The organism is Microbulbifer sp. YPW16, from assembly GCF_021290385.1.
In the GTDB taxonomy this organism is placed as follows: domain Bacteria; phylum Pseudomonadota; class Gammaproteobacteria; order Pseudomonadales; family Cellvibrionaceae; genus Microbulbifer; species Microbulbifer zhoushanensis.
This window is the reverse complement of sequence record NZ_CP089928.1, coordinates 2,502,818-2,517,077: the sequence shown is the minus strand read 5'-3', so window position 1 is coordinate 2,517,077 and position 14,260 is coordinate 2,502,818. Positions and strand designations below refer to the sequence as shown.

Here is a 14,260-nt window from a genome sequence, read left to right as displayed (position 1 = left end):
GATTCCATTTTACTATCAGTTTTACGAGTGCGCCACACTTATTAGTGAGAGATTGCCCCGTGGTACTTATCCGTCTACTGCCTGTTAGGAAGCGCGGGGATGCCGGATTAAGATTCGTCGGCGAGTACTTACTTACGGTGTATCAATGATTCGACCTCTGGTACCTGCCGATCGACAACGCCTCGAGCGCCTCTGGATCGATACCTTCAGCCAGGCACACCCGTCCCTGCCCCGGCGGTTCTGGGAGGCCCGACTGGTGGTTTTCCGTGATTCACTGGGTGCCGATGCGGTACATGTATTCTCAATGCGGGGCCTGGAGCGGGCCGATGGGCTGATCGCGGTAAATCGGGATGGCGAGCTCTGCTGCCTGTTTGTGGCCCGCGCCGCGCAGGGCAGCGGTGCCGGCAGCCTGCTGTTGGAACACCTGTTGGAGGAAGGTCACGTGAGCCGGGCCAGGATCCTGGAGGAAAACCTGGGTGGTCGCTTTTTCCTGCAACGGCACGGCTTTGTTGAAGTCGACCGCAATAGCAACCCGGTGGCCGGACAACAGGAGCTACTGATGGAACGTCGGCAGCAGCAGCGACGCAGCGCCTGAGCAGGCAAGACGGGTCTCGGCCACCGATGTCCTATATAACTGATCAGTCTATATTGACTCTTTTTTAGTATTTTTCAGTCAACCCTGGACACAGTAGCATGCGGACTCCAATCCAGAAGTCCGACCGGGAAATCCTGACGTGGAAAGCAGAACGACCAGCGCCATCGCCCAGCCTCTCTCTGTACACCGTACTTTTCAACATGGTGCCGACCTGCAGGCCATGAACGAACAGTTCCGGGCAGCCAAGCCCAGCGAGATCATGGGCTTTACCATGGAGCACGCGGAGAACCCGGTGGTTTTCACCAATTTCAGGCCGCTGGCAGTCGCGTTCCTGCACCTGGTCACCCGCGCCAAGCCGGACATTCCCGTGATCTGGGTCGACCACGGCTACAACACGCCTGAGACCTACCGGCATATCGAGCGCCTGATCAAGGAACTCGACCTGAACCTATACACCTATTCCCCGAAGATGTCCGCGGCGCATTACAACGCGGTCTACGGCGGTATCCCACCACTGGACACGCCGGAGCACGACTTCTTCTCCCGCACGGTCAAGCTCGAGCCGTTCAATCGGGCGATGCAGGAGTTGAAGCCGGATGTGTGGCTGAATGGCATCCGCCACGACCAGAACGCGCATCGCAAGAACCTGGATATCTTCACCAAGGGTAACCACGGCACCATCCGGGTGGCGCCCATGTTCCACCTGACCGAACTGGACGTGGAAGAGTACGTGTACGAAAACGAGCTCCCGGACAATGATGTCTACTTCGATCCCACCAAGGGCGAGGAACACCGGGAGTGTGGGCTGTTACTGGAAAAATAGGCGAGGGATTAGTGTGCGGGATTCTGGCCGGACACTGCCCCTGCAGAACTTTACTTAATTACACTTTGCGATAGTGGCTCTTATTTGTATTCAAAATAACCATTGGATCTGATTGGATGTAGCTCTTAGCGTAATCGGGATTTTTCTAGCTGGAGACCTGATTATGAAGAATAGATTTCTCTTTTGTGTTTTTGGCCTTTTTTGCTCAGCAGATAGTTATTCAGCCTTTCCAACAACTAGCTCTTCTAACAATGTTTTATGTGATTCATCCGGGGGGGGGATGTAAGCTCCACATCCGTTGCCTCGGCAACAATGCATAAACTAATCATTCACGCCCAGCACTTCACCAAGTTACTACCTGGAGGCTATGTAGCCAATCAGCACTATGCTCCTGCGCCATTTTCGACAAGCAATCAGTCTTCCTTTGCCACCGGCAATCATGATGAGCCCGAAGTAGCTGGCTATACCCTTAATGAATTCAATATACAGGCCACTCACACCTACCTATTTTGTGACCCTGAGCAAGGTGGTGCCATTATTGAGAAAGCTGAAGGATCCAGCGCCAGAAAGGAGTGTGAGGTATGAAATATTTAATCCTCTTTATTCTCACTCTTATCCCTAGTTTGGCACTTGCCGGCGCATCTCAAGATCAGTTCAAGATGCACATTTTGATAGATAAATCTTCTGACCCCCGTTCAGTTACTGCTGCTGACGAGGAACTTAAGATTATGTCGGAACAAGCGAAGCAGTGGGATAGCGAGCTCAATGCCAATGGTTACATTACCGTTGACCGACCTGAAGGGCGTGATTTACGTGCGCGCTTAACGGCTCGTACAAAGGTGAGTAATTTTCAACAGCTTGGGCAACTTGGCTTCTCACCAATTAATCTCGAAGGAAGCGAGTTTGATCGGGCTGAGTTAGTGAGACTTGGGGGAGACCCGTCTTCTGATGGAGCCATACATTCTCTCACATACCAGTTTCAGCATCCGATTTTGGGTATCGTGTTCTTAACTGAGTATAGCTTTCTTACTGATCCAGACGTGACTCGTCTACGAGTAAGAGAGGCCTCTGGAAATATATTGGTAAATGGCAAGCCTGCAACGCTTGCGCCAGTTAAATATAAAAAGGCGGGTGGAGGCGCGACTACTGTAAGGTTCTATACGGATACAAAACTTTTCAGCATCCACGTATTCGACACCATCACGAGAGATCATGAAAAGTTCGACAAACTAAACGCGCTGGCACAAGCTCTCCATTGAGAACTCGTAATTGACCTGAAACTCAACTCACATTGTCTCATGAGCTATTTGCAAATTACGGTTTTAGCTACGGGATATGTTGCGGCCGACTCTTCGGCCGCATGTTTTCATCACACAATCCGCCCGCACATCAGACGTCCAGGTTCTCTACCGCCAGCGCATTGCTCTCGATAAAGTCCCGGCGCGGCTCCACCTGGTCGCCCATCAGGGTGGTGAAGATCTGGTCCGCGGCAATGGCATCCTCCACGGTTACCTGCAGCATACGACGGGTTTCCGGGTTCATGGTGGTGTCCCACAACTGGTCCGGGTTCATCTCGCCCAGGCCCTTGTAACGCTGGATGCTATAGCCGCGGCGGCTCTCATTCATCAGCCACTCCAGGGCTTCCGGGAAGCTGCTGACCGGCTGCTGCTTGTCACCGCGCTGTACAAAGGCGCCCTCTTCCATCAGGCCCACCATCTTTTCCCCGAGAGTACGTATCGAGCGGTATTCCGCCGATTCGAAGAACTCGTGGTTGATCAGGTAATCGCTGCTGACACCATGGGCAACAATGTGTACATGCGGCAGGAAGAGACCCCGCTCGGTGTTCTCCTGGACCGTCAGTTCGTGGCGACGGCCGCCGCCATTGGCTTCCTCCAGCAGCTGCTCCTGCAGCTTCTCGCACCAGGCTTCCATCTTTTCCCGGGACTGCAGGTCCTCGGGTGTCAGGCTGGGCTGGTAGATCATACTGCGCAGCACTTCTTCCGGGTAAACCCGGGAAAGCCGGTCGATCGTATTCAGCACTGCTCGGTACTCGCCCACCAGGTTTTCCAGGGACTCGCCGGATAGGCCCGGAGCCTCGGGATTTACATACAGGGTGGCGCTGTCCAGGGCGGCATTGGTGAGGAACTGGGTCAGGGCACCCTCATCCTTCAGGTACTGCTCCTGCTTGCCCTTGGCGATCTTGTACAGCGGTGGCTGGGCGATAAAGATATGGCCCCGCTCGATCAGCTCCGGCATCTGGCGGAAGAAGAAGGTCAGAAGCAGGGTTCGGATGTGCGCGCCATCCACGTCAGCATCCGTCATGATGATGATGGAGTGGTAACGCAGCTTGTCCGGGTCAAACTCGCTCTTGCCGATACCGCAACCCAGGGCGGTAATCAGGGTGCCGACCTCGGCACTGGAAAGCATCTTGTCGAAGCGTGCCTTCTCCACATTGAGGATCTTGCCCTTGAGCGGCAGGATCGCCTGGGTGCGACGGTCCCTACCCTGCTTGGCGGAGCCGCCGGCAGAATCACCCTCCACCAAGTAGATCTCTGACAGCGCCGGATCCTTCTGCTGGCAATCCGCCAGCTTGCCGGGCAGGCCGGCGATATCCAGCGCGCCCTTGCGGCGAGTCATCTCCCGCGCCTTGCGGGCGGCCTCTCGGGCCTTGGCCGCGTCGATCATCTTGGTGACAACAGACTTGGCCTCCTGTGGGTTCTCCAGCAGGTATTCACTGAAATACTGGGCCATTTCCTGCTCGACAGCCGGCTTCACCTCAGAGGACACCAGCTTGTCCTTGGTCTGGGACGAGAACTTGGGGTCCGGCACCTTGACCGAGATGATGGCGGTCAGGCCCTCACGGGCATCATCGCCGGTGGTGTGGACCTTGTCCTTCTTGCCCAGTCCTTCTTTTTCAATGTAATTGTTCAGCCCGCGGGTCAGCGCGGCACGGAAACCCGCCAGGTGGGTGCCGCCGTCCCGCTGGGGAATATTATTGGTGTAACAGAAGAGGTTTTCCTGGAAGCTGTCGTTCCACTGCAGGGCCACTTCCACACCGATGCCGTCTTCCCGCTGGCTCTGGAAATGCAGGACCTTGTTGATCGGGGTCTTGGCGTGGTTCAGGAACTCCACGAAAGCCCGCAGGCCGCCCTCGTATTCGTATACCTCTTCCTTGCCGGAACGCTCATCCTTCAGCACGATGCGCACGCCGGAGTTGAGGAAAGACAGTTCCCGCAGGCGCTTGGCCAGCTGGTCGAAGTGGAACTGGATATTGCTGAAGGTCTCGTCAGACGGCTTGAAATGCACTGCGGTACCGGAGGTATCCGTCTCACCGACAACGGCCAGCGGCCCCTGGGGCACGCCATGATGGTAGACCTGCTCGTGGATCTTGCCACCGCGGCGAATGGTGAGCTTCAGCTCTGCTGAAAGCGCATTTACCACCGATACACCCACTCCATGCAGGCCACCGGACACCTTGTAGGTGTTGTCATCGAACTTACCGCCGGCATGCAGCACGGTCATAATGACCTCGGCGGCAGAAACCCCCTCCTCCTCGTGCATTTCAGTGGGGATACCACGGCCGTTATCGGAAATGGATACAGACTCATCCGGGTGAATGACAACCCGGATCTCATCACAGTGTCCCGCCAGAGCCTCGTCGATGGAGTTGTCCACCACCTCAAAAACCATATGGTGGAGACCGGTACCATCATCCGTATCGCCGATATACATCCCCGGACGCTTGCGCACCGCATCCAGGCCTTTCAGCACCTTGATACTACTGGAGTCATAGCTGTTCTGCTCTGACATTGAATTACTCCATTCAACTATTATCGGCTGTCAGCGGGACAGCTCTGATTGTTCCATGTTCCACGTGGAACATGGTCGGGGTATTCCATGGCTGGCCCAGCTTCCGCCAGGGCCGGCTCGTAATCTCTGGATCAATACCGGTTACCAGCACCAGGCCGGCCACCCTGCTCACCCAGCGGGCGAACTGCAACTGATTTTCCGGGTCCAGCTCCGAAGGCAGGTCATCCACAAGAAAGACCGGGCGCTCTCCGCGCCGCATGACCACCTCTGCCATGGCGGCCCTGAGCGCGCACACCAGCATCTTCTGCTGGCCCCGGGACAGGATCTGGTGTGCCGGCTCGCCGGCTACGCTGAACCGCAGGTCTGCTCGCTGCGGACCAATCCGGGTATACCCCTGCGCAAGGTCCGCCTCCCTGGACGCCGCCAGCGCCTCGAGTAGATCGGCATCCTTTCGCCAGCCCCGGCGATAGGAGAACTCCACCCGCCGCACGGGGGAATCAGGAATATCATCCAGGAACTGGAAGAATGCGGCCTCCAGGGCGACAAACGCTTCGCGCCGGAGGCGGTCTACCGTATCGCCGGTAACCGCCAGCCTCTGCTCCCAGATGCCGATATCATCACTCCCGATTTTACCACGACGGAGCAGTGCATTTCGCTGTCTCAGCGCGATTTGGTAGCTTTTCCAGGCCTCGATAAAGGAATGTTCCACGTGGAACACCGTCCAGTCCAGCAGGCGCCTGCGCACCCCCGGGCCACCATCCAGTGCCGAAAAACTCTCACTATTGATCACCTGCAGGGGCAACAATGCGGCGAGCTGAGAGCTCGACCCTGCATTCTCCTGGTTTACACGGATACGCCCTCCCCCGGCACGCAACCGCTCGATCCCGAGCGAGTCACCCCGCTCCAGCTGCCCGAACACGGTCAACTGGTCAGCCCCCTCACGGATCACGGACTGGTGCTGCCGCGTGCGGAAAGACCGCCCACTGGCCAGCATATGCACTGCCTCCAGCAGGGAGGTCTTGCCCGAGCCGTTCATGCCACAGAACAGGTTAACCCCCGGCCCAAGCACAAGGTCTGCATGGGGGATATTGCGGAAATTAGTCAGGGCAAGGCGGCGCAGGGTCACCGCAGCGACTCCGGGCCCAGCGACACGGAATCAACAGGCGCTGGCAAAGGGGACGGAAGGGGGTACGCCGGGCTCCGGAAGACCCCGGCGCAGAAGAGTGGGAGTGGGATACGGCAGGCAGTCACTAAGATCGCTTACAGCCGCATCGGCATAATGACGTACAGCGCATCGCCCTCTTCCGGCTGCTGGAGCAGCGCGCTGCTGTTTGCGTCAGCAAGGCCGATACGAATCTGGTCACTGTGGATCGCAGCAGTCACATCCAGCAGGTAACTGACGTTAAAACCAATTTCCAGCGGCTCACCAACGTAGTCCACGACCACCTGCTCCTCGGCCTCCTCCTGCTCGGGGTTGTTGGCCACGATCTGCAGGAGCCCTTCGGAGATCTGCAGGCGCACACCGCGGTATTTCTCGTTGGAGAGGATTGCCGCACGGGAAAACGCCTGGCGCAGCGCCTGGCGGTCGGCGTAAATCTCATTACCGGTAGCACGCGGCAACACCCGCTCGTAGTCCGGGAACTTGCCATCCACCAGCTTGGAGGTAAAAGTGAACTGGCCGCTGATCACCCGGATATGGTTGTTACCCAGCACTACCTCGGCAGTAGCGTCGGTATCTTCCAGCAGCCTACCCAGCTCCAGCACACCCTTGCGCGGCAGGATTGCCTGCAGCGGGCCTTCCACATTGAGGCCCGGCGCATCGCGGTCACACAGGGCCAGGCGGTGCCCATCGGTGGCCACCGCACGCAGCTGCTGCGGGCGACACTCGAGCAACAGGCCATTGAGGTAATAGCGGACGTCCTGCTGCGCCATGGCAAAACCGGTGGCCTCGATCAGGCGGCGGATTTCGCGCTGGGAAATTGAGAAGCGGGTCTGCGCACTGGTTTCCTCCTGGTTGGGGAAATCCGTGGCCGGCAGCGTGGAGAGCTGGAAGCGGCTGCGGCCACTGCGCAGGATCAGGCGCTCACCATCGCGCTCGAACTTCAGTTCGGCACCATCGGGCAGGGAACGACAGATATCCAGCAGTTTGCGCGCCGGAACCGTCACCTCACCCTCCAGTTCAACGGCGTCTACCGGCAGGCGGCCAACAATTTCCACCTCCAGGTCAGTACCGGTGAGGGACAACTCCTGCCCGCGCAGCTGCATCAGGACATTTGCCAGTACCGGCAAAGTCTGGCGCTTCTCTACCACGCCAGCCACCAGTTGCAGCGGTTTCAGCAGGGCGTCCCGGCTCACATTGAATTTCATGGGTCTTATCGCCTTGTGTTGTCGTTTATTGGGTCAGGTCGTCAGGGAGCGAGTCAGCAGTTTCACATCCTCGCGAATATCTGCGTCGGATTCCTGTAACTCACGGATTTTACGGCAGGCGTGCAGCACCGTCGTGTGATCCCTGCCACCAAATGCGTCACCTATCTCCGGCAGACTGTGGTTGGTAAGCTCCTTCGCCAGGGACATGGCCACCTGCCTGGGCCGTGCCACCGAGCGGCTGCGGCGCTTGGAGAGCAGGTCTGCCACCTTGATCTTGTAGTATTCCGCGACCACCCGCTGGATATTGTCGATACTCACCAGCCGGTCCTGCAGTGCCAGCAGGTCCTTCAGTGCCTCGCGCACGAGCACGTCATCGATCGGCCTGCCGGTAAACTGCGCGTTGGCGACAACGCGTCGCAGCGCGCCCTCAAGCTCGCGCACATTGCTGCGGATCCGCTGGGCGATGAAGAAAGCCGAGTCGTGGGGCAGGTCCACGCCCACCTGGTCCGCCTTCTTCATCAGGATCGCGACCCGCGTCTCCAGCTCCGGCGGCTCCACCGCCACAGTCAGGCCCCAGCCAAAACGGGACTTGAGGCGCTCCTCCAGCCCATCGATCTCTTTCGGGTAACGATCGCAGGTCAGGATGATTTGCTGCCCACCTTCCAGCAGGGCATTGAAGGTGTGGAAGAACTCTTCCTGGGAGCGCTCCTTGCCGGCAAAGAACTGGATATCGTCAATCAACAGCGCGTCCACCGAGCGATAGTAGCGCTTGAAATCGCTGATCGCGTTCAGCTGCAGGGCTTTCACCATATCCGCCACAAACCGCTCGGAATGCAGGTAGACCACCTTGGCATTCGGATTGCGGTCCAGAAGCGCGTTGCCCACTGCGTGCATCAGGTGGGTCTTGCCCAGGCCCACACCACCGTAAATAAACAGAGGGTTATAGGCCCCACCAGGGTTATCGGCGATCTGTTGTGCCGCAGCCAGGCCAAGCTGGTTGGACTTACCCTCTACAAAGGAGGTAAAGGTAAAGTTCCTGTTGAGGGAGCTACCGTGCTTGATGGCACCCTCCACCTCGACGTTGCGCCCGCCATCGCTGGACACCCGCCCAGTGGGGTTGCCCCCTACCGGCGTCGGCGGAGGTGATGGCGGCGCTGAGGCAACGGCTGGGCGCGGGTCAGTAAGCGCCAACTCACCGCTGCTCACCTGGTCTGCAGTGGCCTCTTCAGCCGCTACCGCCTGGGGAGCCCCAGCCTCCTCGGCCAGGGTTGCTGGCGCACGGGCCTCGGGCCGATCCGTTGATGCTGCCGCGTCTCCCCGGCGACCGCGCGTAAAGCGCGGCGCAGTCCCACGGGCGGCGGACTCCAGGACAATCTCCGGGGCCTGCCCACCACTGTAATGGGCCACCAGTTCCCGGATACGGTTGAGGAATTTCCCGTTGACCCAATCAAGGACGAATCGGTTAGGGGCCTGCAGGCGAAGCTCAGCGGCATGGGCGGAAGTTACCCGCAGCGGCCGGATCCAGGTGTTGAACTGCTGTGACGGCAATTCATCCTGCAAACAGGCCGCGCACTGCTTCCAAACGGACTCAGACAAGGAACCCCCCAAAAACCCCAGAAAAACTGTATATGAATGTCGCGGCAGAGCCGGTAGCCCGGGAAAGAGCCTGTGGGGCCGCGCAAAAGAGCAGAGATTATACCCCCCCGCGGCGCTGGTTATCCACAACAGGAAAGCTTTTTATTAAAAAACATCGGCAAAAAAATGCCCTACTTTCAAGGGTTTGAACAATATATAACCACCCCGAACAAAAGGAGATGGAATTTTATCCACAGCAACCTGTGAATATCTTGGTATCAACCGGTGGGCACATGGCCCCGCCAGGAGCGTCCGATCGGTCACCCCCGCGGTGGGTCTAGAATTAAACGGGCGAAGGGCAATTTCCAATGAATTCACCCTCCCCTGCGTTGCTTTCACTGCTGCCTTTCTATACAATCCGCCGCCTTCGCAGCGCACAGTTCCGCCCACAAGGGGCCGGTAGCAGAGCCAGCGGCCGGGGTTCGCCCCATGAATATCCGAATACAAAGTCTCAGGTAGCAAGACCATGAAACGTACATTCCAGCCCAGCAACTTGAAGCGCAAGCGCAACCACGGCTTCCGTGCCCGTATGGCCACCAAAAACGGTCGCAAGGTACTGGCCCGTCGCCGCGCCAAGGGTCGCAAGGTCCTGTCTGCATAAGTTCGCCCCGCCCCGCGGGACGTCCTTCCTTATATATGCAACAGGAACGCAGCGACTTCGGATTTGCCAAGCCGCTGCGCCTGCTTAACGCGGCACAGTACCGCGCCGTATTTTCCGGCACCCAGGTACGCGCCGCGCACCCCAACCTCCTGATCCTCGCTGTCCCCAATGATCTCGGGCACCCGCGCCTGGGCCTCGTGGTGGCCAAAAAACACGTCCGCAACGCCACTGACCGCAATCGAATCAAGCGAATTGCCCGCGAGAGCTTCCGCCTGCGCCAGCACCGCCTGCCGGCCGTGGACGTCGTGGTAATCGCGCGCCCGGGAATCGGCGACCTCGACCGGCCCGCACTGGCAAAACTGTTCGACAAACAGTGGCGCAAGCTGGCCCGCCGGGTACAGGAATCCGAAGAGAAGAAACGATGACCTGGCTGGCGATCAGGCTGATTCACGTCTATCGCTACCTGCTCAGTCCCTGGGTGGGCAACCAGTGCCGCTTCTATCCCACCTGCTCCCATTATGCGGAGGAGGCATTAAAAGCACACGGATTCCTAAAGGGGGGTTATTTAACCGGACGTCGCCTTATAAAATGCCACCCTTGGCACCCCGGCGGCCTGGATCCGGTTCCACCCGCTTCCGACGAACAAGACCATTAGCAACCCTCTAGAAGACACCCCAGGATATAAGATGGATTGGCAACGTTACGCGCTGCTGGGCGGAATCGCCGCAGTTTTACTGGCCCTTATTTTCCAGTGGAACGCATTCCAGGAGCGGCGCGCCCCGGAAATCGACCGCGAGATCGTCAACACCGGGCAGGCCGGCACCGTCCCCACCCAGACGGATACCGATACCGGCGATGTTCCCCAGCTACAACAACCGGGCACTGAAGCGCCGGCTCCCGCCACCGATGGCAAGCTGATCAGCGTGACCACTGACGTGTTCGAGCTGCTGATCAATCCCCGCGGCGGAGATATCGTCAAGGTGGCCCTGCGCCAGCACGCCCAGGAGCGGGAAACCCCGGATGAGCCCCTGCTGCTGCTCAAGCAGACACGGGATAGCACTTATATTTCCCAGAGCGGGTTGATCGGCCCGAACGGTACCGACAGCGCCAAGGGCCGTCCCCTGTTCCGCGCCGGAGATACCTCCTTCGCCCTGGCCGAGGGGCAGGACACCCTTACCGTCGACCTGACACTGAAACAGCGCGATGCGGAAATCACCAAGCGCTTTACTTTCCGCCGCGGCGACTACCTGGTGGACGTGACCTACCAGGTGCAGAACAGCGGCTCCGCGCCCTGGTCCGCCGCCCTCTACGGCCAGCTCAAGCGCGATGCCCACGTACCGCCGAGCGACGCCGGCATCGGCATGTCGCCCTTCCTCGGCGGTGCCATGCGCACCCCGGAGGAAAACTATTTCAAGCAGGACTTCGAGGAGATGGCCGAGAAGCCCACCACCGCCACCATCGAGGGCGGCTGGATCGCCATGGTGCAGCACTACTTCCTGGGTGCCTGGATCCCGGAACAGGACGTGCGCAACACCTTCGAGATGCGCCAGCTCAAGGGTGGCCTTTACGTAATGCGCTTCGTATCGCCGCCGGTGCAGGTGGAACCGGGCACCGGGGGTGAATTGCGCGCTTCCTTCTATGCTGGTCCCAAGGACGTCTACCGCCTGGAAGAGATCTCGCCCTACCTGGACCTGACCGTCGACTACGGCTGGCTGTGGTGGATCGCCAAGCCGCTGTTCCGGGTGCTGAACTTTATCCACGAGCATATCGTCGACAACTGGGGCTGGGCGATTATCCTGCTGACGGTATTTATCAAGGCCCTGCTCTACCCGCTCAGCGCGGCGGGGATCAAGTCCATGGCGCGCATGCGCAAGTTTGCCCCGCAAATGAAGAAACTGCAGGAGCAATACAAGGACAACCGCCAGAAACTCGCCGAGGAGACCATGAAGCTCTACCGGCGGGAGAAGATCAATCCCATGGGGGGCTGTTTCCCCATCCTGCTGCAGATGCCGGTGTTTATCGGACTCTACTGGATGCTGATGGAAACCGTGGAACTGCGCCATGCGCCATGGATCCTGTGGATCCACGACCTGTCAGTGAAGGATCCCTACTTCATCCTGCCGGTGATCATGGGCGCCAGCATGTGGCTGATGCAGAAACTTCAGCCGCAGCCCACGGACCCCACCCAGGCGCGGATCATGCAGCTGATGCCGGTGATGATGACCTTCTTCTTCCTTTGGTTCCCGGCCGGGCTGGTGATCTACTGGATTGCCAACAACCTGATCACCATCGCCCAGACCTGGTACCTCAACAAGCAGATCGAGACCGAGGGCAAGTAACCGCCGGTCACTGCTTACCGTCCAACGAAACAGGGCCGCTTTATGCGGCCCTGTTTCGTCATAGCGCAGAAATCTCCCAGTCGGATAAACTTTTCCCATGTCAGAGCAAAATCCCAACCGGCAGCGGGACACCATCGCCGCCGTCGCCACAGCACCTGGGCGCGGCGGTATCGGCGTGATTCGCCTGTCCGGTCCCCGCGCCGCACAAATCGCCGCTGCCATCGCCGGGGAATCCCCCCTGCAGCCGCGCCGTGCCCACTACCGGGACTTCAGCCACCGGGGAGAATTACTCGACCAGGGCATCGCCCTATTCTTTCCCGGCCCCAACTCCTTCACCGGCGAGGACGTCGTGGAGCTGCAGGGGCACGGCGGACCTGTGATTCTCGACCAGCTGTTGCAGGCCTGTATCCACGAGGGCGCCCGCCAGGCCCGCCCCGGGGAGTTTTCCGAGCGCGCGTTCCTCAACGACAAGATCGACCTGGCGCAGGCTGAGGCCATCGCGGACCTGATTGAGGCCGGCAGCGCCCAGGCCGCCCGGAATGCCATGCGCTCCCTGCAGGGCGCATTTTCCGAAAAAATCGAAGAATTAAGCGACTCACTGACCCATCTGCGTATATATGTCGAAGCTTCGATCGATTTTCCGGAAGAGGAAATCGATTTTCTTGCCGACGGCAAGGTGGCAGCCGACCTGGAACAGCTCCTGACGCAACTGGCGGCGGTCGAGACCCAGGCACGCCAGGGCAGCATCATGCGCGAGGGCATGCAGGTGGCGATTGCCGGCCGCCCCAACGCCGGCAAGTCCAGCCTGCTGAACGCACTGGCAGGTCACGAGGCGGCGATCGTCACCGATATCGCCGGCACCACGCGGGACATCCTGCGCGAGTACGTGGACATCGATGGCATGCCCCTGCAGTTCGCCGACACTGCCGGCCTGCGCGATTCACCGGACCAGGTGGAGCAGATCGGTATCCAGCGGGCCTGGGATGAAATCCACCACGCGGATCGTGTATTGCTGGTGGTCGACGCGGACCAGGCACACTCACTCGACCCGGAACAGGTGTGGCCGGAGTTCACCGCCCGCCTGCCGGACCCGGACAGGCTCACCCTGGTACTGAACAAGATCGACCTGACCGAGTATGGTGCCGGCCTCCAGGCGCACACCGACGGTGTGCCGGTGATCGCCATCAGCGCCAGGACGGGGGCCGGGCTCGACGCCCTGAAACAGCACCTCAAGCAATGCATGGGCTTCAGCGGCGCTGCCGAGGGGAACTTCAGCGCCCGGCGGCGCCACCTGGATGCCCTCGCCCGGGCGCGGGCCTTTATCGAGCAGGGCGCCAGCCAGCTGCATGACAGCGGTGCCGGTGAGCTGCTGGCCGAGGACCTGCGGCAGGCCCAGCAGGCACTGGGGGAAATCACCGGCACCATGACCGCCGATGAGCTGCTGGGCAAGATCTTTGGCAGCTTCTGTATCGGCAAATAACCCCCGCGCAGGGCTACCCGCCCTGCCCCTTTCCTCCCCCCGTCGCTCTTGACCCGCTCCTCCCGGTTGTCGCCGCACCGCAAAAACGGGCAATACCGCCCCGGGCGCATTGGCCGCACCTGTGCCTGTATAACTACCCGTACAAATGCCTGTCGCCCGGCCGCCGGGACTATGCAGCGGAAATCAACGCCTTGACCACAACAGTTGCGCACATCTGACCACAGGGTTATCCAGAAGACGCGGACCACACACAGGAGCGGGACAGCTTATGCCGCCAGTTATCAACAGGAAGCTCCCGCCACCACAAGCCTGTGCATAAAAAGGAGGATAAAACCGCCGCAACCTGCGGAGGAACCCGGGCATAAGTTCAGCGTCCGGCGATAGACACCAAAGTTATCCCGTCTGTCCACAACCATGTACCGCGCTTGCCCCTGCCCCGGCCAAGGGGTTGTTGGCATGGTTGCACTTCTCCCAAGCCATTGATTTATATGTATTTTTCTTGGTTATACCGGAAAAAGGCGTCCCCAATAGTTACAACAAATACAAAACAATCTTTCTACATACATATGTATAAGTTTAATAATTCAATATCTCTGCCTGCCGATCAGGA

General features: G+C 59.3%; 13 protein-coding genes. 9 read left to right on the top strand and 4 right to left on the bottom strand.

Going from position 1 to position 14,260, the window contains the following annotated elements:
- Positions 1 to 145: 145 nt before the first annotated feature.
- The 4 genes from LVE68_RS10810 (at position 146) to LVE68_RS10795 (ending at position 2,677) form a co-directional block, all read left to right on the top strand.
- Entirely contained in the window at positions 146 to 595 is a 450-nt protein-coding gene (locus LVE68_RS10810) for a GNAT family N-acetyltransferase (RefSeq protein ID WP_232940353.1), read from the top strand.
- A gap of 139 nt (positions 596 to 734) precedes the next feature.
- Complete coding sequence (locus LVE68_RS10805) at positions 735 to 1,418, top strand: phosphoadenosine phosphosulfate reductase domain-containing protein (protein ID WP_232940352.1); 684 nt, start codon at positions 735 to 737, stop codon at positions 1,416 to 1,418.
- 312 nt (positions 1,419 to 1,730) lie between these two features.
- Positions 1,731 to 2,003: a hypothetical protein gene (locus LVE68_RS10800; RefSeq protein WP_232940351.1), complete on the top strand. Its 273-nt coding sequence runs from the start codon at positions 1,731 to 1,733 to the stop codon at positions 2,001 to 2,003.
- Positions 2,000 to 2,677: a hypothetical protein gene (locus LVE68_RS10795; protein ID WP_232940349.1), complete on the top strand. Its 678-nt coding sequence runs from the start codon at positions 2,000 to 2,002 to the stop codon at positions 2,675 to 2,677. Before LVE68_RS10800 ends, LVE68_RS10795 begins: the two co-directional genes overlap by 4 nt.
- A 130-nt stretch (positions 2,678 to 2,807) precedes the next feature.
- Here LVE68_RS10795 and gyrB read toward each other — a convergent pair whose 3' ends face one another.
- From gyrB to dnaA, 4 genes are all read right to left on the bottom strand, one after another.
- Positions 2,808 to 5,228: a DNA topoisomerase (ATP-hydrolyzing) subunit B gene (gene gyrB, locus LVE68_RS10790; protein ID WP_232940348.1), complete on the bottom strand. Its 2,421-nt coding sequence runs from the start codon at positions 5,226 to 5,228 to the stop codon at positions 2,808 to 2,810.
- Between the two features lie 13 nt (positions 5,229 to 5,241).
- Entirely contained in the window at positions 5,242 to 6,354 is a 1,113-nt protein-coding gene (gene recF, locus LVE68_RS10785; protein ID WP_232940347.1) for a DNA replication/repair protein RecF, read from the bottom strand.
- Positions 6,355 to 6,488: 134 nt separating this feature from the next.
- Positions 6,489 to 7,595, bottom strand: a complete 1,107-nt coding sequence (gene dnaN / locus LVE68_RS10780) for a DNA polymerase III subunit beta (RefSeq protein WP_232940346.1) — start codon at positions 7,593 to 7,595, stop codon at positions 6,489 to 6,491.
- A gap of 33 nt (positions 7,596 to 7,628) precedes the next feature.
- The gene (gene dnaA / locus LVE68_RS10775; RefSeq protein WP_232940345.1) at positions 7,629 to 9,191 is read right to left on the bottom strand and encodes a chromosomal replication initiator protein DnaA; all 1,563 of its coding nucleotides are present in this window, start codon (positions 9,189 to 9,191) and stop codon (positions 7,629 to 7,631) included.
- Between the two features lie 505 nt (positions 9,192 to 9,696).
- Between dnaA and rpmH the strand changes: the two genes are divergently transcribed.
- From rpmH to mnmE, 5 genes are all read left to right on the top strand, one after another.
- A complete protein-coding gene (gene rpmH / locus LVE68_RS10770; protein ID WP_091514029.1) occupies positions 9,697 to 9,831 on the top strand; it encodes a 50S ribosomal protein L34 in 135 nt (44 codons plus the stop codon).
- 35 nt (positions 9,832 to 9,866) lie between these two features.
- Positions 9,867 to 10,256: a ribonuclease P protein component gene (gene rnpA, locus LVE68_RS10765; protein WP_232940344.1), complete on the top strand. Its 390-nt coding sequence runs from the start codon at positions 9,867 to 9,869 to the stop codon at positions 10,254 to 10,256.
- The gene (gene yidD / locus LVE68_RS10760; protein ID WP_232940343.1) at positions 10,253 to 10,486 is read left to right on the top strand and encodes a membrane protein insertion efficiency factor YidD; all 234 of its coding nucleotides are present in this window, start codon (positions 10,253 to 10,255) and stop codon (positions 10,484 to 10,486) included. The genes rnpA and yidD overlap by 4 nt, the downstream gene beginning before the upstream one ends.
- Positions 10,487 to 10,517: 31 nt before the next feature.
- Positions 10,518 to 12,170, top strand: coding sequence for a membrane protein insertase YidC (gene yidC, locus LVE68_RS10755; RefSeq protein ID WP_232940342.1), 1,653 nt, complete (start codon positions 10,518 to 10,520; stop codon positions 12,168 to 12,170).
- A gap of 97 nt (positions 12,171 to 12,267) precedes the next feature.
- Positions 12,268 to 13,650, top strand: coding sequence for a tRNA uridine-5-carboxymethylaminomethyl(34) synthesis GTPase MnmE (mnmE, locus tag LVE68_RS10750; protein WP_232940341.1), 1,383 nt, complete (start codon positions 12,268 to 12,270; stop codon positions 13,648 to 13,650).
- The last annotated feature ends 610 nt before the right edge of the window (positions 13,651 to 14,260 follow it).

Excerpts from the sequence above, each read along its gene's own strand:
- LVE68_RS10810 (WP_232940353.1), top strand. The coding sequence starts at position 146 with ATGATTCGACCTCTGGTACCTGCCGATCGACAACGCCTCGAGCGCCTC.
- LVE68_RS10800 (WP_232940351.1), top strand. The coding sequence starts at position 1,731 with ATGCATAAACTAATCATTCACGCCCAGCACTTCACCAAGTTACTACCT.
- LVE68_RS10795 (WP_232940349.1), top strand. The coding sequence starts at position 2,000 with ATGAAATATTTAATCCTCTTTATTCTCACTCTTATCCCTAGTTTGGCA.
- gyrB (WP_232940348.1), bottom strand. The coding sequence starts at position 5,228 with ATGTCAGAGCAGAACAGCTATGACTCCAGTAGTATCAAGGTGCTGAAA.
- dnaN (WP_232940346.1), bottom strand. The coding sequence starts at position 7,595 with ATGAAATTCAATGTGAGCCGGGACGCCCTGCTGAAACCGCTGCAACTG.
- rpmH (WP_091514029.1), top strand. The coding sequence starts at position 9,697 with ATGAAACGTACATTCCAGCCCAGCAACTTGAAGCGCAAGCGCAACCAC.
- rnpA (WP_232940344.1), top strand. The coding sequence starts at position 9,867 with ATGCAACAGGAACGCAGCGACTTCGGATTTGCCAAGCCGCTGCGCCTG.
- yidD (WP_232940343.1), top strand. The coding sequence starts at position 10,253 with ATGACCTGGCTGGCGATCAGGCTGATTCACGTCTATCGCTACCTGCTC.
- yidC (WP_232940342.1), top strand. The coding sequence starts at position 10,518 with ATGGATTGGCAACGTTACGCGCTGCTGGGCGGAATCGCCGCAGTTTTA.
- mnmE (WP_232940341.1), top strand. The coding sequence starts at position 12,268 with ATGTCAGAGCAAAATCCCAACCGGCAGCGGGACACCATCGCCGCCGTC.